Here is a 23389-nt window from a genome sequence, read left to right as displayed (position 1 = left end):
GGGAATGCGGGTAGTGCCCAGCGGGGATATGGAGAGATGGGCGCCTCACGCCGTGACGGAGTACGACGGCTCCAGCTCGGGCAGGTCCTGCCCGCCGGCCCAGACGTATTGCACGTTGAACGTACGCCAGTCATCGGCCTTCGGCACGATCGCCTGGAATGCGCAGACGTCGGCGGGAATCGTATTGGCGCCCGTGCCGATCGCTTCGCCGCCTTGCTGGAAGGCCCTGACGGCGTCCAGCATCTGCTTGCGGAACTCGACGATGGCGAGATCGCTCGCGCCCAGCCGGTCGTGGCTGCGGTCGGCGATCGGGCCCATCGTCAGCCACATCGCGACGTCCTGGTTCGGGAAGCCGGCAATCCCGGTGAAGTTGCCCGCCTTCATCGCCTGGCGGTCCTGCCAGAAGCGGTTGTCGACGTTGCGCAGCGGGCGGTAGTACGCGTCCAGGTCCACGCCGACGGTCTGGCGCAGGAACTTGCGCCACGTCTCCGTTTCAGGCGTCTGTGCCGGATGGCCCCAGGCGATGAAGTAGAACGCCGTGTTGGTGTCGTCCATCGGCACGTTGATGTTGGCGACGTTGTAGAGGTTGTTCGGCGGGATCAGCGCGGTCGCCGGCGCAACGAAGACCGTGGAGCGCACATAGTCATGCGTCTGCGCCTGCTGGATCGGCCTGCGGATGGCGGCGTAGCGGAAGCCGTAGCCGCCGCGCTGCACCTGCAGCCGCGGCGCCTTGTCGGTCGAAGGGCGCAGCCACAGGCTGTCGGTTGCCTTGGCGCAGTCCACGCGCGCCGGCACCATGTCCGAGCTGTGCAGGCTCGAGCTATGCGCGGAATCGATCGCGCCCTCCAGCACCTGTGCCCAGTTGCAGGGCAGCAGCACTTTGGCGATGCTGACGCGGGCATCCTCGGTCGGCGCCCAGCGTGGCGGCACGAATTCCGGCACCGCGTCCGCCGGTCCCATGTACGCCCACACCATGCCGCCCCATTCCTTGACGGGATAGGCCTTGTGCTTGACTTTCTCCGCCATGCCGCTGGATGCGGGCTCGGAGACCATCTCCAGCACGTTGCCCTCCACGTCCATCTTCCAGCCGTGATAGAGGCAGCGCAGGCCGCCTTCCTCGTTGCGGCCGAAGACCAGCGATGCCCTGCGGTGCGGGCAGTACTCGTCCATCACGCCGACGCGGCCGTCGCTGTCGCGGAACACGACCAGGTCCTCGCCGAACACGCGCGCCTTCACCGGCGCGCCATCGGGCTCCGTCACTTCCTCTAGCAGGCAAACCGGCGTCCAGTGCCGGCGCATCAGCTGCCCCATCGGGGCATCGCCTTCCACACGGCACAGCAGATCGTTTTCTTCCTTCGTCATCATTGGGGGGCTCCTGGCCATCGCATCCCGGGCGCTGGCCGGTCTGGCGTTCTGGCTTTGCTTGAAAAATACTTAGTGGCCTAAGAATAATCAGCGTGAACATCGATGGCAAGGCTGGATTGGGAAACCAAGGGAAAATACTTAGGGGGCTAATTAAAGGAGGGCGTAGGCGGCCGGCGGGGACGCAAGGTATCGGCTTGCGAGATGCTCGGTGGACGGGCGAAAACGTGCCGGCGCGAAGCAGGCAGGTCGCAGCCGGGAAGATCGGGAGGGGAAGGGGAAAGGGGGAGGGGAGCGGCCGGCGATGTGTTGGAGGAAACGGGGCTGCCAGCCACAGTCCCCGTGCGGTCGCCCGGTGGGCCAGTCTTCAGGCTTCGGACGCTCCCTGCGCCGCCGGATTCGCCGCCGCCGGCTTCTTGTCGTGCCGCGGCGGCTCGATGTATTCGATATTGCCCAGCACCAGCGCGCGCCCGGCGAAGGCGGCGCCCGCGGTTTCCAGCGCAAAGCGCTCGGCGTCGCGGCTGCGCACCTGCTCGGTCAGCGCGTCGGCCTCGTCCTCGGTGGCGCCCAGCGCCAGCACGGCCTGCCGGCCCATCTGCAGCGCCGATTCAAAGGTCTCGCGCACCACGTGGTCGGCATCGCTCCTGACCAGTTCCAGCGCGTGCTCGCGGTCGAAGGCGCGCACGATCAGCTTGACCTGCGGGCATTCGCGCCGCGCGTTCTCGACGATGCGGGTGGCCGCGTCCTTGTCGTTGACGCAGACCACGATGGCACGGGCGCGGTGCGCGCCGGCGGCGTGCAGCACGTCGGCGCGGGCCCCGTCGCCGTAGTAGACCTTGAAGCCGTAGGGCTCGGCGGCGCGGATCACGTCGGGATCGTTGTCGATGATGGACAACTGCGCGCCCTTGGCGAGCGGCCCCTGGGTGGCGATCTGCCCGACGCGGCCGAAGCCGATGATGAGCACGTTGCCCTGCAGGTCCCGCGGCGCCTCGACGCCGTCGAGCCGCACCGCGTCGGCGCGCCTGAAGCGCTTGTGGAGAACCACCACCAGCGGGGTGATGGCCATCGAGAGCACGACGATGGCCGTCATGCTGGCATTGACCTCCGGGCTCATGACCTGGAGCTTGAGCGCCTCGGTGAACAGCACGAAGGCGAATTCGCCGCCCTGGGCCATCAGGATGGCGCGGTCGACCGCTTCGGCATGGTCGCTTCGGGTCAGCCGCGCCACCACGTAGATGCACAGCGCCTTCGCGACCATCAGCGCCACCACGCCGGCGGTGACGAGTTGCCAGTTGCGCGCCACCACGTCCAGGTTGAGCGCCATGCCCACGCCCAGGAAGAAGAGGCCCAGCAGCAGGCCGCGAAATGGCTCGATGTCCGCTTCCAGCTGGTGGCGGAAGGTGGACTCGGACAGCAGCACGCCGGCGACGAACGCGCCCATCGCCATCGACAGGCCGCCCAGTTCCATCAGCAGTGCCGCGCCCAGCACCACCAGCAGCGCGGCGGCCGTCATCACCTCGCGCGCCTTGGCCCTGGCCAGCACGCGGAACATGGGATTCAGCAGCCACAGCCCCGCCGCCACCAGCGCACCCAGCGACAGCGCCGCGATGCCGATGCGCTGCCACAGCGACGAGCTGGGCGCGAGCGCCGCGTCGGCCGGCGCCAGGAAGGCCACCACGGCCAGCAGCGGCACGATCAGCAGGTCTTCGAACAGCAGGATGGAGACGATGCGCTGGCCGCGCGGCGCCAGGATGTCGCCGCGCTCGGCCAGTACCTGCATGACGATGGCCGTCGACGTGAGCACGAAGCCCGCGCCGCTGACGAACGAGACCTGCCACGGAAAGCCGAAGGCCATGCCCACGCCGGTAAGCAGGAGCGCGCACAGCCCCACCTGCATGCTGCCCAGCCCAAAGATCTGGCCGCGCAGGTTCCACAGGTGCAAGGGGTTCATCTCCAGCCCGATGACGAAGAGGAACATCACCACGCCGAGCTCGGCGACATGGATAATGGTCTGCGCGTCGGTCACCAGCCCCAGGCCGTAGGGCCCGATGGCCAGCCCCGCGGCCAGGTATCCCAGCACCGAGCCCAGCCCGATGCGCTTGAACAGCGGTACCGCCACCACTGCTGCGCCCAGCAGCGTGACAATGCCGACCAGCTGGCTTGCATTCCCTTCTGCGGCCATGTCTTGCTTCCTTGTCGTTCCTGAAAAGCCGGCCGCGGCATCGCGCCGCGCCATGAGAACGGCACACTATCACAAACAGCCGCCCGGTACGCCGGCATGCGCTGTCGGCCGTGCCGGCGGCCGCGAAGCGGGTCGCAGCCTTGGGTATTAAAAGGGAGGGGGACGGCTGGGAGATGTAGTCGCTTAAGCCTGCCCGATCCCCTGCTGGTCGCGGGTCAGGTTGTCGATCATCACCAGCAGCGCGCGGCGCGTGGTGGCGACATCATCCGCGGCGAGATGCTGGACCGCCACGGCATTGACCTCTTCGGCCAACGGTACCAGCGTCTTGCGCAGCCGCTTGCCCAACGGCGTGAGGAACACATAGATGTTCTTGCGATTGTTCGGCCGGCGCTCCAGCGTGACATAGCCGAGCGCCTCCATGGCTTGCAGGGCCGCGAATGTGGTCGGCTCCATCACGCCCGCTTCGATGCTGAGTTCACGCTTGGTGATGCCGTCGCGTTCCCAGAGGATGCGCAGGAAGGTCCAGTGGCCAAGCTGCACGTCATGCTGGGAGAGCCGGTGCTGCAGCGCGCGCAGGAAGACCCGCGTCGCGTCTTTCACAAGGTGTGCAAGGCGGTCATTGGGCACGTCGTCGTGCCAGCGGCGCAGGACGCGCTGGGCAATCTCCTGTTCTCTGAGTTCGGAGGCTTTCGACATAAGGGCGGGAAGCAAGGGCAAAGGCGTATTCTGCCATGGCTTGCCTGTGCTTCACGCAGGCTCCGCGGTGCGACGGGTTTCCAGGTTCCTGCGCAGGACGACCGGCTTGGCGCCGACGTGCTGCTTGCAGATCCAGTGCGCCAGCGCCGAATCCAGGTGCTGGACATGCGCGGGGAACCAGTGCTCCAGTTCTTCCGCCAGCCGGCGCGCGACCGCCACCTCCCCGCGTTCGAGCCTTGCCTGCACGCCGGATATCGAGGCCAGCACGGCCGCATGTTCGCCGATGTGGCACTTGCGCGGTGGAAAGGCCGTTGCCTCCATCAGCCTGTCCTCGTGCAGGAAATGCGTTCGTGCCAGTTGCAGCAGTTCTTCCAGCCTCTGCGCCAGGCGGTCGGCAGGCGCTTCGCGCAACGACTGGATGCATGCCGCAAACCGTTGATGTTCGTCGTCAATCGCGGAATGACCGATCAGTAGGCCGTCATGCCAGAACATTGGATTGTGCGTTGCCGTCATGCCTTGATCCCTATTATTAGGAGCCTAAGTATTATAGGCGGGGCAGGTTCCGTAGGCAACAGCAATGAGCAGGGCGGCGAGTGTAGTTGGCTGCACAGGTTGGCGACGACGCCCCGGACGCCGTTCGCCGGTGCCGGCGTGGCTGACATAACGCCGGCTTTACGCCGGCATTACGCCGGCATCACGCCGGCGGTGGCCCCACCCGCTGCTCTGCCTGGCTTTCCAGCCATTCGCGCCATACGGCGAGCAGCACGGCGAGGATCACGGGCCCGACGAACAGCCCGATCAGGCCAAATGCGGCGAGTCCGCCCAACACGCCGAACATCACCAGCAGGAACGGAACCTTGGTGGCGCCGCTGATGACCAGCGGACGAACGACGTTATCGACCCAGCTCACGGCGGTAGCGCCCCACAGCAGGAGCCCGATCCCCGCCACGGTGTGGTCAGCGATAAGCAGCCATACGCCGATGGTGACCCAGATCACCAGCGCCCCAAAGGGAATCAGCGCAAAGATGGCAGTGGCAATGCCCCAGAACACCGGCGCGTTGACGCCTGCCGCCCAGTAGCCGAGGCCGGCGAACGACCCCTGCGCGACCGCGGCGAGGAAGAGCCCGAATACCACGGCCCGCGCGGTGTCGCCCACGGCAATGACGTAGCCGTGCGCGCGCGGCCCGAGGACCCCTTGCAGGACCAGGCGCAACTGCGCGAGCAATTTCTCGCCGTCGCGGAAGAAAAAGAATGCAGTAAGCAGCGTCACGCCAATGAGCCCTGCGTTGAGTCCCACGCCGCCGGCCAGCCTTGCAAGGGCGCCGCCCCACCGTTCGATCAGCGCCGCGACCTGGGCACGCAGGGCTGCGCGGTCACCCAACAGCACTGATAACCATTCCTGCAACCATTCGCCGACCCAGGGCACGCGTGCGAGCGAATCCGGCAGTGCGGCGCCCGCGTTCAGGATATCTGCCGCCTCGCGGTAGGCGGCGACCATCTCGGCGCGCAGCAGGATGGTGAGCCAGATGAGCGGCACGCCCAGCAACGCGGCAAGTACCAGCGTGGAGATCAGCGCAGCCCAGGTTCGCCGCTGGCGCAGCACGCGGCGTAGCCACGCGTTGAGCGGCCAGGTGACATAGGTGAGGATTCCGGCCCAGGCAAGTGGCACAAGGAACGGCCGCACGATGACAAAGGACAGGGCGAGCAGCCCGCCGAGCAGGCACACCAGAAGACTCCGGCGTACCCATACGGCTGCTTGGAAATCGGTCATGGAAGGGCCCGTGGGCACGGCATCCGGGGCGATGCACGTTGCCACTATGCTAACCGCGGCGCATCACGCCGCAAAGGAGGCAGCACGCCGGATCCTGCCGGCCGACGTCTTCAGGATGCCGGGCGGCGGCGCCAGGGCGATATGCTCCGGCGGCATGTCCGGCATGTCCGGCACGTCCGGCACGTCCAGCGCGGTCTGCAGCGGGCCCGCGTACGAAGACCGGCCAGAAATCGGCGCCCGCGTGCGCGCTGCTTTTCTATGCTGGAAAGCAGCGTGGAGACGTATTCCCGGAGGATGGCAAAGCCATGAACGCCATGAACGACAATGCCGCTCCGGCCGGCCGGATCCTGGAGGCCGCTCTGAGGCTCGGCGAGCGCAGCGGCTGGGACGCCCTGCATCTGCATGACGTCGCCGACGACATGGGCATCGGCCTGGACGAAATCCAGCGGCATTACCGGCACAAGGACGATGTGGCCGAAGCCTGGTTCGAGCGCGCGGACCTTGCGCTGGTGCGCGTGTCGGCGCGGGAAGGCTGGGGTGCCCTGTCCCACCGCGAGCGGCTGGAGCAGGCCATTCTCGCCTGGCTGGAGGCGCTGGCCCCGCACCGGCAACTCACTGCCCAGATGCTGCGCTACAAGCTGCAGCCGGAGCACGTGCATCTGCAGGTGCAGGGCCTGCTGCATATCAGCCGCACCGTGCAGTGGCTGCGGGAAGCTGCCCGCCTGCCGGAATCCGGCTGGCGCCGCGAAGCGGGTGAGGTCGTGCTGACCGGCATCTTCCTCTCCACCGTCGGCTGCTGGCTGCGCGACGGTTCACCGGATGCCGGCCGCACGCGGGCCTGGCTCGATCGGCAACTGCGCTGCGCCGAGCGCCTGGCCTGGCGCCGGCCTGGCGACACCGGAGCCCCGCCCGGATGGACACGATCACCCACGCCTTGATGGGCGCGCAGGTTGCGCTGGCCGTCCGCATGGACGAGGCTCCAGGCCGGCGCCTCGGCACCGGCGAACGGCTGCTGCTTGGCGCCGCCGCCGGAGCCTTTCCGGATATCGATTTCCTGGGCTTCCTGGTCCATCCGCTGCGTTTCCTGGCCCACTGGCATCAGGGGCCGACGCATTCGCTGCTGCTGCTTCCCGCCTGGGGCGCATTGCTCGCCGGGCTGTTCTGCCTGGTGGCGCGCCGGCGCCAGGCCTGGCGCGAAGCACTCGCCGTCAGTTGCCTCGGCGTGGCCAGCCACATCGCGCTGGACCTGATCACCGTCTATGGCACCCGCATCTTCTATCCCGGCTCCGAACGGCGCTTCAGCCTTGGCACCACCTTCCTGGTCGATCCGCTGCTGAGCGGTATCGTTGTGTCCGGCCTGGGCCTGGCATTGTGCCTGCCACTGCAGCGGCGCGCACGGGCAGCGCTGGCGGGCATGGTGCTGCTGTGCGCCTATGTCGGCGTCCAGGGTGTGCTCAGGCAACGGGCGCTGGAACTGGGCAATGAATCCCTGCATGCCGCCGGCATCCAGGCGCAGGGCGTGGACGCGCTCCCCCAGCCGTTTTCTCCGTTCAACTGGAAGCTGATCGCCCGCGCAGGGACGGACTACCATGTCGCCCACGTCAACCTGGCCGGGCATCCTGCCTGGGTGCCGCCATGGCAGGTGCTGGGGCGCCTGCCCGCCATGGCCCGGGCTTATGTGCCGCCCGCGCGCATGGCCTGGACACGGCGGCCACAGCTGCCGCAGCTGTCCCAGGCGCGGGCTGGGCGGGCGCTCGCATGGCAGCTCTGGGTGCGGCCGGACTTTGCCGATTTCAGGCGGTTCGCCGTCTATCCGGCCCTTTCCGCCATCATGGCGATGCCGGCAACCCCGCTGCCGCCGGGCGAAGCGGCCGCCTGCGTCTGGTTCACCGACCTGCGTTATGACTTGCCCGCGGTGGAAGACATCTTCCGCTATGGCTATTGCCGCGACAGTGCGCAGGCACCATGGCGGCTATACCGGCTTGCCTATTTCAGCCAGGACCAGCGCCAGCGCCTCGACTAGCGTCCGCCAGGGAAAGTACAGTAGTACCATCGTCCTACCCACGCGCCAAGGAGCAGGGCATGCAGTTTCTCTGGCCGCAAATGCTCTGGCTGCTGCTCTTGCTCCCCCTGCTGGCAGCCGCTTACCTGTACCTGATTGTGCGGCGCAAGAAAATCGCCCTGTTGTATGCCAGTCTTGCGCTGCCGCGCGCCGCGCTGGGTCGCAACCAACGGCTGCGGCGTCACATCCCGCCGCTGCTCTTCCTGCTCGCGCTGGGCGCGTCCCTGCTGGCCTGTGCCCGTCCTACGGCGACCGTCACGCTGCCGTCCGACGCCATCACCCTGGTACTGGCCATGGATACCTCCCGCAGCATGGAGGCGACCGACGTCGCGCCCACCCGGATCAGCGCGGCCCAGCAGGCTGCGCGGGATCTCATCGTCGGGCTGCCGGCCAGCGTGCGCCTGGGCATTGTCTCTTTTGCCGCCACGGCGACCGTGGTGCTGCCCCCCACCGACAACCGGCAGGACATGCTCGACGCGATCGATCGCTTCCAGCTCCAGCGCGGCACGGCGACAGGCAGCGGATTGATCCAGGCGCTGGCGGTGCTGTTCCCCGACGATGGCATCGACCTGGAAGCGATCCTCTTCAGTGGCGAGTCGCTCGCGCCCGGGCCGGGTGGCAGGTCGCTGACCGAGGCCGCCGCCGCTGACGCCGTCCGCAAGCGCGATCAGGAGCAGCCGGCGGTGCAGCCCGGCTCTTACCAGCACGGGGCGGTGATCCTGCTCAGCGACGGTCGCCGCACCACCGGCCCGGACCCTCTGGACGCCGCGCGCATGGCCGCCCAGCGCGGCGTGCGCGTCTATACCGTGGGCTTCGGTGCGACGCAGGACGCGGGTGCGGCAGTGTCGAGCCTGTCTTTCTACATGCAGCTGGATGAACCCACCTTGCGCGCGGTCGCGGCGCTCACTGACGGCGAGTACTTCCAGGCTGGCTCGGCCGCGGATCTGACGCAGGTGTATCGCCGGCTGAGCGCCCGTTTCGCGCTCGAGCGCAGGGAAATCGAGATCAGCGCCTTGCTGGCGGCGGCCTCGGTCCTGCTGCTGGTGGCGGCGTGCGGGCTGTCGCTGCTGTGGTTCCGGCGGTGAACTGAAGCGCGGGCGACCTGGCCGGCTAATGAAGCGCCCCTGTCAATTGGCGTCGTGTCGGCCACTAATGAGAAGCCGGGCTCGCGCCGCCGCTGGCGCCCTCATTCTCCCGCAGCCTTTGCAGGGATTTGGTCAACCTGGCGCCATGTCCGCTGTCCGCGGCCAGCAGCAGTGCTTCGATGCCTGATTCGAGACCTGCAAGCCCGGCGTCTCCCGGCCTTGCGGCCTTCATCTCCTGAAATTCCTTGCCGATGCGCTTGGCCAGTTTGCGGACAAAGACGGGGTCAAGATCACCTTGTCCCGCGGCGTGCCTGATGTGCTCGATCAATCGCGCCAGGCCCTCGGGAGTGGTCTCGCTGGCATATGGCAGTTCCGGTGTCATGGGCGACTCCATTTGGGCAAGTGGGATCATTCTAGGTCGCCGATATTTCGCGGTAGTGCGTCTTTCGCGAACGCCGGGGCCAGGAATCGTGTCGATATGCGCGATACGCCAGCTAGAATCTGAAAAGGTCTCTCCTTGGCAGGGAATCATGAAACATGAATCTGGCTCCATGCGGAACGGGTCGTCGGGTGCCCGGGGGGCGGGACGCTTGGGCGCCCTGGCGGACGAGGAGAGCTTGCCCAATGGCAACGAGTTCTACATCAACCGCGAACTCAGCCAGCTGGAGTTCTTCGGCCGCGTCCTGCAGCAGGCAGTCGATCCCGCCATTCCGCTGCTCGAGCGCCTGCGTGCCCTGTGCACCTTCAGCAGCAACCTGGACGAGTTCTACGAAATTCGCGTGGCGGGCCTGAAGGAACAGTGCGCGCTTCAGGCGCCGGTGGTCGGCCCGGACGGGCTCACGCCGCAGGTCGTCTATGCCGCGGTCAACCAGCGGGTGCGTGAACTGGTCGATCAGCAGTATCGCCTGTTCAATGATGTGCTGATTCCAGCCATGGCGGAACAGCAGATCTGCTTCTTGCGGCGGCCCTCGTGGAACGCCGAGCAGAAGGCCTGGATTCGCGAATTCTTCTTCGCCGAACTGATGCCCGTCCTGACACCCATCGGGCTGGATCCCGCGCATCCGTTCCCGCGCATTCTCAACAAGAGCCTGAACTTCGCGGTCGAGCTCGAGGGCAAGGATGCGTTCGGCCGCAACTCCGGCAATGCAATCGTGCAAGCGCCACGCGCGCTGCCACGTGTCATCGCACTGCCCGCGGACGTCTCGGGATGCGAGCATGGCTTTGTCTTCCTCTCGTCCATCCTTCATGCCCATGTCGGCGAACTGTTCAGCGGCATGTCGGTACGGGGCTGCTATCAGTTCCGTGTGACCCGGAACAGTGAACTGTTCGTGGACGAGGAGGAGGTCAAGAACCTGCGCGAGGCGCTGCAAGGCGAACTGCCGCACCGCCATCTTGGCGACGCGGTCCGGCTGGAAGTCGCGGACAACTGCACGCTGGCGATGACGACATTCCTGCAGCAACAGTTCGGGCTGGCGCCAGGCGAAGTGTTTTCGGTCAACGGGCCGGTCAACCTGGTTCGCCTGATGCAGGTGCCGGATCAGGTTAACAGGCCGGAGCTGAAATACATGCCTTTCCGGCCGGGCTTGCCGAAGAGCTTGCAGGAACAGTCCGATGTCTTTCGTGCCATGCGCGATGGCGACATCCTGCTGCACCATCCATTCCAGTCATTTGCACCGGTCGTCGATTTTGTCAGGCAGGCGGCAAAGGATCCCGATGTCGTGGCAATCAGCCAGACCGTGTATCGAGCCGGACACGACTCGGTCCTGTTGTCGGCACTCATCGAGGCTGCGCGCAACGGCAAGGAGGTCACCGCCGTGGTGGAATTGCTGGCCCGCTTCGATGAGGAGGCGAACATCGGCTGGGCGGGGCAACTGGAGGCAGTTGGCGCGCATGTCGTCTACGGAGTCGTCGGTTTCAAGGCACATGCCAAGATGGTCATGGTGTTGCGGCGAGAGGGCGGAAAGCTCAGGCGCTATGTCCATCTCGGCACGGGGAACTATCACCACGAGACATCGCGCACCTATACGGATTTTGGATTGCTGACATGCGATGAATCGCTGACGCAGGACGTGGCACAGGTCTTCAGCCAGCTGACCGGCCGCGGGCAGACGCAGCGCATGACCCATATCTGGCAATCGCCGTTTACCTTGAAGAAGCAGTTGCTGGCCGCGATCCGATGCGAAGCCGAGCACGCCAGGGCCGGGCGCAAGGGACGGATCATCGCCAAGATGAATGCGCTGCTGGAGCCGGAGCTGATCCAGGCGCTATACGACGCCTCGCGGGAAGGCGTGCGTATTGACCTGGTCGTAAGAGGCGCTTGTGCGTTGCGACCAGGCGTCGCTGGCCTGTCGGAGCACATCGCAGTGAAATCGGTCATGGGCCGATTTCTTGAACACGCGCGCGTCTTCTATTTTCACGACGGCGGGGCAGAGAAGGTCATGCTGTCCAGCGGGGAGTGGATGGAGCGAAGCCTGTCCCGGCGGATCGAGATCTGTTTTCCCATCCTGGATCCCCGGCTGAAGGAACGGGTCGTTTCCGAAGGCCTGAAGCCCTACCTTTCCGACCGGCGCGACAGCTGGGTGATGACGCCTGGCGGAAACTATCAGCGTCAGCTTGTGCATGACGGCGAGGCAGCGCAGAACATATTGCTGTCGACACTGACTTGAGTGCAGGGGCAACCGGATGATTGGTGCAGGAGGCGGACTTCCGTGCCCGCTATCCGCAGGCGTCAGATCCCGCCCAGCAGGTCGTGCTCATCGACGATCGCATAGGCGATTTCCGGATGCTGCTCCATGCTGCGCCGGATGGCGGCGGGAATGGACTGGCGGATCTTGCGGCACAGGCCCGGTTGTTCCTGCACCTGGATATTGATGCCGCGCACGGTCTTGACCCCGCGCGCGCTGGGCGTGATGGTCAGCACGATGTTCAGCTGGGCCTGCATCAGGCCCTCCATGCGGCGCAGTTCGGCCAGGCTGGCCAGGTTCTCGAGCCGTTCGACCAGGCGCTTCTCCTCGGCGCGGGTGAGCCGCAGCACGCGCAGGTCGGCGTCGGGATCACTCAACAGCGCCTCGCGCCCGCAGATGCAGGCGCCGGGCGGGCACTCCGTGCGAAGGGGGAACGGCGCGTTCATGGGGGCGCGGCGGTGGCTCCGCCGGATTCCGGGGCGATGGCCGGATATGTTAAATCAGGTTGCCCGCCGGCGGGCGACGCGCGCGTCGCCCTGGCTCCACGCCGGCCCTAAGCGAAAACCCTTAGCCCTCTGGTATACTTATCCGTTGTCCGAACCGCGTCCGGAGCGGTTGGACGCAGCCTGCGACAGGCCACAGGGCGGATACTCCGGCAGTGTCCGGAGCCCTGCACGGGAAACCCGGTGCGCCCCGCCCGCGCCGCCAGCGATTGCCGATCGTGCGCCGCCTGGGGCGGCATCGGTTTCGCCGATCGATCCGCCATGACTGGCCCCTGGCCTTGCCCAACCATACCAAGACACCCGGCCGGCCCGAAGGCTGCCGATAATCCGCTGCCGTTAATCCGTTTACGGTCCCAGAGAGACCCCACGCATGACATACGCCGTCAAGGAAATCTTCTATACGCTGCAGGGCGAGGGCGCCAATGCCGGCCGCGCCGCGGTGTTCTGCCGCTTCGCCGGCTGCAACCTGTGGAGCGGCCGTGAAGAGGATCGCGCCAGCGCGGTTTGCCAGTTTTGCGACACGGATTTCGTCGGCACCGATGGCACCCGCGGCGGCAAGTACCGTACCGCCGGGGAACTGGCCGCGGTGGTCGCCTCGGAATGGCCGCAGGGCGCGGGTGGCAAGCCGCTGGGCAAGCCGCTGGTGGTGTGCACCGGGGGCGAGCCGCTGCTGCAGCTCGACGCGCCGCTGATCGATGCGCTGCACGCGCAGGGCTTCGAGATCGCCATCGAGACCAACGGCACCATCGCCGTGCCGCCCGGCATCGACTGGGTTTGCGTGAGTCCCAAGATGGGTTCCGAGCTGGTGGTCAGGCGCGGCGATGAGCTCAAGGTGGTGATCCCGCAGGCGGGCCAGGACTTTGCCGCATACGAGCAGCTTGATTTCCGGCATTTGCTGGTGCAGCCCATGGACGGCCCGCTGCAGCGCGAGAATACGGCCGCCGCGGTGGACTTCTGCCAGCGCCATCCGCGCTGGCGGCTGTCGCTGCAGACCCACAAGCTGCTGGGCATCCGCTGAGCACGGGTCCGCGGGGTTTTGCCCAACCCGGGGCAAACGTACACAATAGAGGCTTCGGGCGCACGCGCGGTGCCCGTCCAACGCAGGCAGCCTTGACCACGGAAAGGGCGCCGCTACACATGAGCAAACAAGTTTCCATTACCCGCCGGCTGGAGTTCGACTCCGGCCACCGCATCCCGAACCACTGTGGCCAGTGCCGCAACATCCATGGCCACCGCTATCGGCTGGACCTGACGCTGTCGGGCGAGGTGCTGCATCGCGAAGGTGCCTCGGATGACGGCATGATCCTGGACTTCGGCGATATCAAGGCGCTCGCCAACGAGCACCTGGTCAACAAGTGGGATCATGCCTTCCTGATCTACCGCGGCGACACCGCGCTGCTGAACTTCCTGCAGTCGATGGAAGGGCACAAGACCGTGGTGCTGGATGCCATCCCCACCGTCGAGAACCTGGCCCAGGTCGCCTTCGATATCCTGGCGCCGGTGTTCAAGGACTGTTTCGGCCACCACCTGCAGCTGACCCGGCTGGTGCTGTTCGAAACCCCCAATTGCTGGGCCGAAGTCAGCGCCCCGGCAGTGCTGCCGGCGCAAGACTGAGCCCAGGCGATGCCAGAGACGCCGCCGCTGCCGCCGATGCCGCCGATGCCGCCGATGCCGCCGATGCCACTGAGGGCCCCGCGCGCGCTGCCGGAGGATCCGGCCGAGGCCGCCGCGCGCGATGCCCGCTACATGCGCGTCGCGCTGGAAGAAGCACGCCTGGCCGAGGCCGCCGGCGAAGTGCCGGTCGGCGCGGTGGTGGTCTGGAACGACACCATCATCGCGCGCGGCCACAACCTGCCGATCCGCTCGGTCGATCCCTCCGCCCATGCCGAAATGCAGGCGCTGCGCGCCGCCGCGCAGGTGATCGGCAACTACCGCATGCCCGAGTGCGAGCTGTATGTGACGCTGGAACCGTGCGCCATGTGCAGTGGCGCAATCCTGCACGCGCGGCTGCGCCACGTGGTGTTCGGCGCCACCGACCCCAAGACCGGTGCCGCGGGCAGCGTGCTCAACCTGTTCGAGCACGCGCAGCTCAACCACCAGACCACCATCACCGGCGGGGTGCTGGCCGACACCTGCGGGCAGATGCTGAAGGATTTCTTCGGTGCGCGCCGGCGCGCGCAAAAGGCCGCGCGCGATGCTGCCGGCACTGCACCGGGGTGCAGCTGCGCAACCCCTCCGGACCAGAGCAACGCCACCGACGCCACCGACGCCAACGACGCATGAATACGCCGAACAGCAGGCCGCCGCATACCGAAGTCCGACTGATCGCCTCGTCCGGCTACCCGCACGACGTCGCCGTTGCCGCGCGCGGCGTTGCCTGGCTCAAGCAGCACGGCTACCACACCACCAACCCCGACGTGCTGGCCCGGCGCTACCTGCGCTTCGGCGGCACCGACGCGGAGCGGCTGGCCGACCTGCATGCCATCGGCACCGGCGTGCCGCATGAGCTGACGCTGGCCGTGCGTGGTGGTTACGGCATTGCGCGGCTGCTGGCGCAAGTCGACTTTGCCCGCATCGCCGAACAGGCGGCTGCCAGCGCCACGCCCATCGTCGGCCACAGCGACTTCACGGCCTTCCAGCTCGCTTACCTGGCAGCGACCGGCGGCATCACTTTCTCGGGACCGATGCTGCTGGCGGACTTTGGCGCGGACCGCGTCGATCCGTATATGTGGGAGCACTTCGAGGGCATCCTGCGCGATCCGGCCTACCGGATCGACGTGGCGGCGCCCCAGTCCGGTGGCCAGCCGTTCAGCGGCGCGGTGGCCGGCACGCTGTGGGGCGGCAACCTGGCGATGCTGTGCAGCCTGCTCGGCACGCCCTTCATGCCGCGGGTCGAGGGCGGGGTGCTGTTCCTGGAAGACATCAACGAGCCGCCGTACCGGGTCGAGCGCATGCTGATCCAGTTGCAGCAGGCCGGCGTGCTGGGCACGCAGCGCGCCATCGTGCTGGGCGATTTCTCCAACTACCGCGTCACCGACTACGACAACGGCTACGACATGGAGGCCGTGGTGGCCTACCTGCGCGACGCGTTGCCAGTGCCGGTGCTGACCGGCCTGCCGTTCGGCCACTGCGCGCGCAAGCTGACGCTGCCGGTGGGCGCGCAGGTGCGGCTGGCTGCACGTGCCGACGGGTTCTCGATGGCGTTTTCCGGCTATCCGGTGCTGCCGCCGGTGGCCTGAGCGCGGCGCGCGCAGGGCGGCCGCCACGCGCTGGCCATCAAGCCGCCATCCGGATGCAAGGAATGCATCCGGATGGTACAATTTGCGGTTATTTCCTGACTTCCTGCCGGGTTCTCGCAAGAACCGGGCGCGGCCTCTGCCGCATCGCCAGCCATGGCTCCGGAGCGCTCCGGCCGGCGCGATGCCTCCCGGCAAGGCCGGCCCCCCGAACGGCATGGGGTGCACCCCGGTGCAACAACCTGCGCAACGCGGCCAGTGCCGCGGGGCCACATTCTCCAGACAAGGTTCCAGACGTGCTTTCTACCGCAAACATCACCATGCAGTTCGGCCCCAAGCCGTTGTTCGAGAATATCTCGGTCAAGTTCGGCGAGGGCAACCGCTACGGCCTGATCGGCGCGAACGGCTGCGGCAAGTCCACCTTCATGAAGATCCTGGGCGGCGACCTCGAGCCGTCGTCGGGCAACGTCATGCTGGAGCCGGGCATCCGCCTGGGCAAGCTGCGCCAGGACCAGTTCGCCTATGAAGACATGCGCGTGCTGGACGTGGTGATGATGGGCCACACCGAGATGTGGGCCGCCGCGCAGGAGCGCGACGCCATCTACGCCAATCCGGAAGCGACCGACGAAGACTACATGAAGGCCGCCGAGCTGGAGGCCAGGTATGCGGAGTACGACGGCTACACCGCCGAGGCGCGCGCCGGCGAGCTGCTGCTGGGCGTGGGCATTCCCACCAGCCAGCACCAGGGTCCGATGAGCGACGTCGCGCCGGGCTGGAAGCTGCGCGTGCTGCTGGCGCAGGCACTGTTCTCCAACCCGGACGTGCTGCTGCTGGACGAGCCGACCAACAACCTGGACATCAACACGATCCGCTGGCTGGAGACCGTGCTCAACGAGCGCAACTCCACCATGATCATCATCTCCCACGATCGCCACTTCCTGAACTCCGTGTGCACGCACATGGCCGACATGGACTACGGCACGCTCAAGGTCTACCCGGGCAACTACGACGACTACATGGAAGCGTCGATGCAGGCCCGCGAGCGCCAGATGGCCGCCAACGCGCGCGCCAAGGAGCGCATCAGCGAACTGCAGGACTTCGTGCGCCGCTTCTCGGCCAACAAGTCCAAGGCCCGCCAGGCCACCTCGCGCGCCAAGCAGATCGAGAAGATCAAGGTCGAGGACATCAAGCCGTCGTCGCGCCAGAACCCGTTCATCCGCTTCGAATTCGAGAAAAAGCTGCACAACCTCGCGGTCGAGGTGGAAAGCGTCACCAAGACCTACGACCGCAAGATCATCAATAACCTGTCGATGGCGATCCAGGCCGGCGAGCGTGTCGCCATCATCGGCGAGAACGGCGCTGGCAAGACCACGCTGCTGCGCAGCCTGCTGAACGGCGCGGTGCAGACCGGCGTGCAGCGCGGCGTGGAAGTCGACCGCGGCGCGGTCAAGTGGGCCGAGAACGCCAACGTCGGCTACATGCCGCAGGACACGTACGAGGAATTCCCGGCAGACCGCGACGTGATGGACTGGATGAGCCAGTGGACGCAGGCCGGCGATGACGAAACGTCGCTGCGCGGCACGCTGGGCCGGCTGCTGTTCTCGGCCGACGATATCAAGAAGAACGTCAAGGTGCTGTCCGGTGGCGAAAAGGGCCGCATGATCTGGGGCAAGCTGATGCTGGGCCGCCATAACGTGCTGGCACTGGACGAGCCGACCAACCATATGGACATGGAATCGATCGAGTCGATGCAGATCGCGCTGGACAAGTTCCAGGGCACGCTGATCTTCGTGTCGCACGACCGCGAGTTCGTCAGCGGGCTGGCCACGCGCGTGATCGAAGTGCGCACCGACGGCACGCTGACCGATTACCTCGGCACGTATGACGAGTACCTGCAGTCGCAGGGTATCGACGGCTGAGCTGACTTGTGCCCATGGAAAAGGCCGCCTTCCGAGGCGGCCTTTTTGTTGTCTGATGTGCCAGTGGCCGGTCAGCCGGCTGCCACCGGGACGTGCTGTGCGATCGTGTCCAGTTCACGCAGGATCGCATGCGCCGTGATTTCGCCCTTGGCCTTGAGCAGTGCCGCATGCAGCGGCTCGCGCAGGGCCAGCAGCGCGGGCAGGTCCTGCGCCTTTTCCACCTTGACCTGCAGCATGTAGCCGCGCAGGCCCAGGTGCTGGCCGATGACCTCGGTGTAGAAGTGATACAGGCGCTGGAAGGCGTCGATCTCGGCGGCGGAGTGCGTCGGCTGCGTTGGCGTCGTCGGGCCAGGGATTGCCGTCGGCCCGTCTGCCGGTGCGTGCCGCATGGCATACACCGAGAACAGGTTGGTATCCGCTGAGGTTGCCGAAGGGCGTGCCGGAGCTTCCGGAACGGCAACCGACGCTGCCGTCTCCGGCACGGATTCGACCAGCCCCTGGGCGACCAGCATGTCCATGGCGCCGGGTCCCATGCCCATGCCTGCCACCTGCGCCAGCAGGTCTTGCCCGCGGCGCTCGCCATTGACCATCAGCAGCAGCGCGCGCAGCTTGTGGTCCAGCTTGCGCGCGCGCGTCCTGATCTCGTCATGTCCCGCATCTGTCTTGCGGTAGACCGGATCGACCATGTGTCTCGCTCCCTTGTTATGCCGGCCGTCCGTGCGAGCATCCCGTTTTGCGGGTGCGGCCGATTATCGCCATTTGATGAGAAGCGGCCGGCGCGGGGGCTGCCAGGGCTGGAAACATAGTCTCCAAACCGCTCTACAATGTGCGTGCACCATAAAAGTAACAAAAAATTGCGGTTGCCCATCCGTCAAACTCAGCACCAACCGAGAACTGTGGCCATGCAACAACGAGACAAACTGTTTATCAACGGCAAGTGGGTCGCGCCTCACGGTACCGGCACCATCGACGTCATCCATTCCAGCACCGAAGCGGTGATGGGGACCATTCCCGAAGGCTCGCCGCGCGACGCGGAAGACGCCATCCAGGCCGCACGCGCTGCCTTTGACGGCTGGGCGGCGACGCCCGCGTCGGTACGCGCCGGCTATATCGCCAAAATCGCCGAAGGGCTGAAGGCGCGCAGCGAAGAACTGGCCCAGCTGATCGCCGGCGAAGTCGGCATGCCGATCAAGCTGGCGCGCGCGATCCAGGTGGGCGGCCCGGTCTACAACTGGGGACAGGCCGCGAAGCTGCTCGATACCTTCCACTTCGAGGAAGAAGTGGGCAATTCGCTGGTGGTGCGCGAGCCGGTGGGGGTGGTGGCGGCGATCACGCCGTGGAACTACCCGCTCAACCAGATCACGCTGAAGGTCGCGCCGGCGCTGGCCGCGGGTTGCACCGTGGTGCTCAAGCCGTCGGAAGTGGCGCCGCTGAACGCGTTCGTGCTGGCCGAGGTGATCGAGGCCGCCGGCCTGCCGCCGGGCGTGTTCAACCTGGTGACCGGCTTTGGCCCGGTGGTGGGCGAGGTGCTGGCGAGCCATCCGGAGGTCGACATGGTGTCGTTCACCGGTTCGACCCGCGCCGGCAAGCGCGTGTCCGAGCTGGCCTCGCAGACGGTCAAGCGCGTGGCGCTCGAGCTGGGCGGCAAGTCCGCCTCGGTGGTCCTGGACGATGCCGACCTGCCGGCGGCGGTCAAGGGCACCATCAGCGCCTGCTTCCTGAATTCGGGCCAGACCTGCTCGGCGCATACCCGCATGCTGGTGCCGCGTGCCCGCTACGACGAAGTGAAGGCGATTGCGCAGAAGGTGGTGGCCGGCTTTACCGTGGGCGATCCGCTGCAGGAAACCACCAGGCTCGGACCGCTGATCTCCGCCGTGCAGAAGGAGCGCGTCACCGGCTATATCCGCCGCGGGCTGGAAGAGGGCGCGGAACTGGTGGCCGGCGGCCCCGAGGCGCCGGAAGGGCTGGACCAGGGCTTCTTCGTCAGGCCGACCGTGCTCGGCAATGTCGAGCCGCGCGCCACCGTGGCGCAGGAGGAGATCTTCGGGCCGGTGCTGTCGATCATCTGCTATGACACCGAGGAAGATGCGGTGCGCATCGCCAATGACAGCATCTACGGGCTGGGCGGCGGCGTCTGGTCCGGCGACGAGGCGCGTGCGATCCGCGTGGCGCGGCGCATCCGCACCGGCCAGGTCGACATCAACGGCGGGCCGTTCAACATGGCCGCGCCGTTCGGCGGCTACAAGCAGTCCGGCAACGGGCGCGAGGCCGGCAAGTACGGGCTGGAGGAATTCCTCGAATACAAGGCCCTGCAGTTGAGGAAGCCGGCCTGAGGCCTGCGCGACATGGGAAAATGCCCGGCCGGTCCGGGCATTTTTTGCATTGCCGCCGGGGTCACGCAACGATAACGATAAGAGGGGAGCAACGATGCGCTGGTTCGGTCGTCTGGCCAGGCTTGCGGGATGGCTGCTGGTGCTGGCGATAGCCGGCACGGCGGGGGCCTTTATCTGGTATCGCCACGCGGCGCAGCCGCCCGCATCCGGCACTGTCGCGCTGCCAGGCCTGCTCGGCCAGGTCACCATCGTGCGCGACGGCAACGGCGTGCCGCAGATCCGTGCCGCCAGCAAGGCCGACGCATGGTTCGCGCTGGGTTATGTCCACGCGCAGGACCGGCTCTGGCAGATGCAGATGAACAAGCGCGTGGTGGCCGGACGGCTCGCCGAGATCCTGGGCCCCTCCGCGCTCGATACCGACAAATTCCTGCGCACGCTGGGCGTGCGGCGCAACGCCGAAGCGATCCTGGCGCAGGCCTCGCCGCAGACGCGGGCCGCATTGCAGGCATATGCCGACGGCGTCAATGCGTGGATCGACCACCGGCAGGGACCGCTGCCGCCTGAATTCCTGCTGCTGCGCACCCAGCCGGAGCACTGGGAGCCGGCCGATACGCTGGGCTGGCAGACCATGATGGCCTGGGACCTGGGCGGCAACTGGAACCAGGAAACGCTGCGCATGCGCCTGGCGCAGGTGCTGCCGGTGGCGCGCATCAGCGAACTGCTGGCGCCGTACCCGGGCGAGCAGCCGCTGCGCACCATGGATTACGGCCACTTGTACAAGCAGCTGGCGCCGCTGGCGAATGCCATGGCCAGCGTCGCCGACAAGGCGCCGCCGGGCTATGTCGAGGGCATGGGCTCGAACAACTGGGTGGTGTCGGGCGCGCACACGCAATCGGGCAAGCCGATGCTGGCCAACGACCCGCACCTGGGTTTGCAGGCACCGGCGCTGTGGTACTTCGCGCGCATGACGGCGCCGGGGCTCGACGTGGCCGGCGCCACGCTGCCCGGCATACCGGTGGTGGTGCTCGGGCACAACGACCGCATCGCATGGGGCCTGACCAATACCGCGCCGGACGTGCAGGACCTGTTCATCGAACGGCTGCGGCCCGGCAGCGAAACCCAGTACCAGACCCCGGACGGCTGGGTCTCCTTCGAGACCCGCACCGAGACCATCCGCGTCAAGGGCGCGCCCGACGTGACGCTGAAGGTCCGCAGCACGCGCCACGGGCCGGTGGTCTCGGACGTGGCCGAGCCGCTGTCCGCCGCGGCCGGGCCGCTTGGCGCGCAATACGTGGTCGCGTTCCAGTGGACCGCGCTGCGGCCGGACGACCGCACCTTCCAGGCCGGCATGAAGATGAACGAGGCGCGCGACTGGGCCAGCTTCACCGCCGCGCTGCGCGACTTCCACTCGCCGCAGCAGAACATCGTCTACGCCGATGTCGACGGCAATATCGGCTTCTTCGCGCCGGGCCGGGTGCCGCTGCGCCGCGCCGACAACGACCTCAAGGGCCTGGCGCCCGCGCCGGGTTGGGATGCGCGCTACGACTGGGCCGGCTTTATCCCGTTCGAGGCGCTGCCGCAGCGCTACAACCCGGCGGAAGGCGTGATCGTGACCGCCAACCAGCGCATCGTGCCGCCGGACTACCCGTACTTCATCACCAGCGAATGGACGGTGCCGTACCGCCATGACCGCATCCAGGCCCTGCTGTCGGCTACGCCGAAGCACACGCTCGACACCTTCGCCGCGATCCAGAAAGACGTGCTGTCGCTGGCCGTGCGCGACGCCTTGCCGCTGCTGCTGGCCGCACCGGTCGGCAGCGATGCCGCACGGCCGCAGCGCGAGCGCGCACTGCTCGATGCGCTGCGCAAGTGGGATGGCACCATGGACGCCGAGCGCGCCGAGCCGCTGGTGGTCACCGCCTGGCTGCGCGAGCTGTCGCGGCGGCTATTCGAGGAAAAGGTCGGCGAGCCGATCTTTGTGCGGCTGTGGGACCAGCGCAACGTGCAGCAGCCGATGCTGAATATCCTGCGCGATCCCGGCAAGCTCGGGGCATTCTGGTGCGACCGCCCGCATACGCGCCCCGCGGAAAGCTGCAACGACGCGATCGCCGATGCCTGGACCCAGGCGATGGCCGACCTGTCGCGCCGCTATGGCGACGATCCGACACGCTGGCGCTGGGGCGAGGCGCATACGGCCCGCTCCGAGCACAAGCCGTTCGGCAAGGTCGCGTACCTGTCGCCGCTGTTCAACCTGCGCGTGCCGACCGGCGGCGACACGTATACCGTCAACGTCGGCCGCCACAACCTGCGCGACGAGAAGGCGCCGTTCGAGAATACCCATGCCGCCAGCGTGCGGGCGCTGTACGACCTGGCCGACCTGCCGGGATCGCGCTTCATGGATTCGACGGGGCAGTCCGGCAACGCGTTGCTGCCGCGCTATCGCGACTGGACCGGAAAATGGGCGGCGGTGGAGTACGTGACCATGCCCCCGGCTCCCGCGCAGGCCGAAGCCCTGACGCTGGTTCCGGCTGCGGCAAGATAGCGCACCGTGGCGGCGCGCCGCCGCAACAGCCGATATCCTGGCGTGGTTTTCTCGCGGCGCAGCCATTGGCGCTACCATGAGGGCCCTTTCCGATCGGCAGGAGCCGCCCATGGCCACACGCACCACCCATGTGATCCAGCACCTCGCATTCGAGCATGCGGGCGTGATCGGCAACGCGCTGCGTGCGCGAGGCCATGCGCTGCGGGTATTCCAGGCGGGCGTCGACGACCTGCGTCCCATCGCTGACGAGCCGGCCGACCTGCTGCTGATCCTGGGCGGCCCGATCGGGGTCTACGAAACCGATGCCTATCCGTGGCTGGAAGGCGAAATCGCGCTGATCCGCCAGCGGCTGGCGGCCGGCGGCAAGATGATCGGGGTTTGCCTGGGCGCGCAGCTGATCGCGCGTGCCGCCGGTGCGCGCGTGTATCCCGGCACGCGTGAAATCGGCTGGGCGCCGATCGAGCCGACGCCGGCCGGACGGGATTCGGCGCTTGGCGAACTCGCCGCGGCCAGCTGGGAAGTGCTGCACTGGCACGGCGATACCTTCGACCTGCCGCCCGGCGCCGAACTGCTGGCGTCCACGGCGGCGGTCACGAACCAGGCGTACGCGATCGGCAACCAGGTGCTGGCGCTGCAATTTCATCCCGAGGTGATGCCGGGCGACATCGAGGCCTGGCTGATCGGCCATACCGTCGAACTCGGCAAGGCAGGCATCGACCCGCGCGCTATCCGTGCGCGCACGGCGGAAGTCGGCGCGGGCGTGGCGGCGGCAGGGGAACGCATGTTTGGCCGCTGGCTGGAGCAGGCGGGGCTCTGAGCACGGGGACGCCTGGTGCGGCGCGCAGTCGAAGACATGGAGCGGCGTCTGCGGGCGGCTGAGCGCGACGCCAGGGGAGCAATGCCGTCCAGCTAATGACCGTCGTTCCCGCGAAGGCGGGAACCCAGTGACTTCAAAAGACGCTGGATTCCCGCCTTCGCGGGAATGACAGTAGTGGTTGATACCTTGACTGAACG

The 23389-nt window shown here is 67.2% G+C and carries 20 protein-coding genes; 12 read left to right on the top strand and 8 right to left on the bottom strand.

The features are described 5' to 3' along the window. Positions 1 to 45: 45 nt before the first annotated feature. From JTE92_RS21755 to JTE92_RS21735, 5 genes are all read right to left on the bottom strand, one after another. The gene (locus JTE92_RS21755) at positions 46 to 1365 is read right to left on the bottom strand and encodes a Rieske 2Fe-2S domain-containing protein (RefSeq protein ID WP_063237832.1); all 1320 of its coding nucleotides are present in this window, start codon (positions 1363 to 1365) and stop codon (positions 46 to 48) included. Between the two features lie 364 nt (positions 1366 to 1729). Further along, positions 1730 to 3544: a monovalent cation:proton antiporter-2 (CPA2) family protein gene (locus JTE92_RS21750; protein WP_063237831.1), complete on the bottom strand. Its 1815-nt coding sequence runs from the start codon at positions 3542 to 3544 to the stop codon at positions 1730 to 1732. Between the two features lie 183 nt (positions 3545 to 3727). Beyond that, a complete protein-coding gene (locus tag JTE92_RS21745; RefSeq protein WP_063237830.1) occupies positions 3728 to 4240 on the bottom strand; it encodes a MarR family winged helix-turn-helix transcriptional regulator in 513 nt (170 codons plus the stop codon). A 51-nt stretch (positions 4241 to 4291) separates the two neighbouring features. Next, positions 4292 to 4753 carry a bacteriohemerythrin gene (locus tag JTE92_RS21740; protein WP_232353297.1) on the bottom strand — a complete coding sequence of 154 codons (462 nt, stop codon included), beginning with the start codon at positions 4751 to 4753 and terminating at the stop codon, positions 4292 to 4294. A gap of 181 nt (positions 4754 to 4934) precedes the next feature. Next, complete coding sequence (locus JTE92_RS21735; protein ID WP_063237828.1) at positions 4935 to 6011, bottom strand: AI-2E family transporter; 1077 nt, start codon at positions 6009 to 6011, stop codon at positions 4935 to 4937. A gap of 305 nt (positions 6012 to 6316) precedes the next feature. Between JTE92_RS21735 and JTE92_RS21730 the strand changes: the two genes are divergently transcribed. Genes JTE92_RS21730 through JTE92_RS21720 form a run of 3 tightly spaced genes read left to right on the top strand, consistent with a single transcriptional unit; the run spans position 6317 to position 9158 of the window. Beyond that, positions 6317 to 6949, top strand: coding sequence for a hypothetical protein (locus JTE92_RS21730; protein ID WP_239477813.1), 633 nt, complete (start codon positions 6317 to 6319; stop codon positions 6947 to 6949). Next, entirely contained in the window at positions 6925 to 8034 is a 1110-nt protein-coding gene (locus JTE92_RS21725) for a metal-dependent hydrolase (RefSeq protein ID WP_063237827.1), read from the top strand. The genes JTE92_RS21730 and JTE92_RS21725 overlap by 25 nt, the downstream gene beginning before the upstream one ends. Positions 8035 to 8093: 59 nt before the next feature. Then, positions 8094 to 9158, top strand: coding sequence for a VWA domain-containing protein (locus tag JTE92_RS21720; RefSeq protein ID WP_063237826.1), 1065 nt, complete (start codon positions 8094 to 8096; stop codon positions 9156 to 9158). A gap of 64 nt (positions 9159 to 9222) precedes the next feature. Here JTE92_RS21720 and JTE92_RS21715 read toward each other — a convergent pair whose 3' ends face one another. Further along, positions 9223 to 9540 carry a hypothetical protein gene (locus JTE92_RS21715; protein ID WP_063238078.1) on the bottom strand — a complete coding sequence of 106 codons (318 nt, stop codon included), beginning with the start codon at positions 9538 to 9540 and terminating at the stop codon, positions 9223 to 9225. Positions 9541 to 9688: 148 nt separating this feature from the next. Here JTE92_RS21715 and ppk1 point away from each other — a divergent pair, with 148 nt between their 5' ends. Further along, a complete protein-coding gene (gene ppk1, locus JTE92_RS21710; RefSeq protein WP_063237825.1) occupies positions 9689 to 11824 on the top strand; it encodes a polyphosphate kinase 1 in 2136 nt (711 codons plus the stop codon). Between the two features lie 62 nt (positions 11825 to 11886). Here the strand turns inward: ppk1 and JTE92_RS21705 are convergent, their stop codons facing one another. Then, positions 11887 to 12288, bottom strand: coding sequence for a hypothetical protein (locus JTE92_RS21705; protein ID WP_063237824.1), 402 nt, complete (start codon positions 12286 to 12288; stop codon positions 11887 to 11889). 427 nt (positions 12289 to 12715) lie between these two features. On the opposite strand from JTE92_RS21705, the gene queE reads away from it, so the two are divergent. The 5 genes from queE to JTE92_RS21680 all read left to right on the top strand — a co-directional run bounded on the left by queE (position 12716) and on the right by JTE92_RS21680 (position 17500). Continuing rightward, positions 12716 to 13363, top strand: coding sequence for a 7-carboxy-7-deazaguanine synthase (queE, locus tag JTE92_RS21700; RefSeq protein WP_063237823.1), 648 nt, complete (start codon positions 12716 to 12718; stop codon positions 13361 to 13363). A 119-nt stretch (positions 13364 to 13482) separates the two neighbouring features. Further along, on the top strand, positions 13483 to 13959 hold the full coding sequence (locus JTE92_RS21695; protein ID WP_010809539.1) for a 6-pyruvoyl trahydropterin synthase family protein: 477 nt from the start codon (positions 13483 to 13485) through the stop codon (positions 13957 to 13959). Positions 13960 to 14004: 45 nt separating this feature from the next. After that, a complete protein-coding gene (gene tadA, locus JTE92_RS21690) occupies positions 14005 to 14628 on the top strand; it encodes a tRNA adenosine(34) deaminase TadA (RefSeq protein ID WP_116386851.1) in 624 nt (207 codons plus the stop codon). Next, positions 14625 to 15584, top strand: a complete 960-nt coding sequence (ldcA, locus tag JTE92_RS21685) for a muramoyltetrapeptide carboxypeptidase (protein WP_063237822.1) — start codon at positions 14625 to 14627, stop codon at positions 15582 to 15584. Before tadA ends, ldcA begins: the two co-directional genes overlap by 4 nt. 293 nt (positions 15585 to 15877) lie before the next feature. Further along, the gene (locus tag JTE92_RS21680; protein ID WP_063237821.1) at positions 15878 to 17500 is read left to right on the top strand and encodes an ABC-F family ATPase; all 1623 of its coding nucleotides are present in this window, start codon (positions 15878 to 15880) and stop codon (positions 17498 to 17500) included. 71 nt (positions 17501 to 17571) lie between these two features. Here JTE92_RS21680 and JTE92_RS21675 read toward each other — a convergent pair whose 3' ends face one another. Further along, the gene (locus JTE92_RS21675) at positions 17572 to 18186 is read right to left on the bottom strand and encodes a hypothetical protein (protein WP_063237820.1); all 615 of its coding nucleotides are present in this window, start codon (positions 18184 to 18186) and stop codon (positions 17572 to 17574) included. Between the two features lie 216 nt (positions 18187 to 18402). Here JTE92_RS21675 and JTE92_RS21670 point away from each other — a divergent pair, with 216 nt between their 5' ends. The 3 genes from JTE92_RS21670 (at position 18403) to JTE92_RS21660 (ending at position 23192) form a co-directional block, all read left to right on the top strand. Continuing rightward, the gene (locus tag JTE92_RS21670) at positions 18403 to 19833 is read left to right on the top strand and encodes an aldehyde dehydrogenase family protein (protein ID WP_063237819.1); all 1431 of its coding nucleotides are present in this window, start codon (positions 18403 to 18405) and stop codon (positions 19831 to 19833) included. 94 nt (positions 19834 to 19927) lie between these two features. After that, positions 19928 to 22375, top strand: a complete 2448-nt coding sequence (locus JTE92_RS21665) for a penicillin acylase family protein (RefSeq protein WP_063237818.1) — start codon at positions 19928 to 19930, stop codon at positions 22373 to 22375. A 109-nt stretch (positions 22376 to 22484) separates the two neighbouring features. Beyond that, a complete protein-coding gene (locus JTE92_RS21660; protein WP_063237817.1) occupies positions 22485 to 23192 on the top strand; it encodes a glutamine amidotransferase in 708 nt (235 codons plus the stop codon). Positions 23193 to 23389 lie beyond the last annotated feature (197 nt).

This window comes from Cupriavidus oxalaticus, from assembly GCF_016894385.1.
GTDB lineage: Bacteria > Pseudomonadota > Gammaproteobacteria > Burkholderiales > Burkholderiaceae > Cupriavidus > Cupriavidus oxalaticus.
The sequence above is the reverse complement of the archived record's forward strand: the minus strand, read 5'-3'. Positions and strand labels throughout refer to the sequence as shown.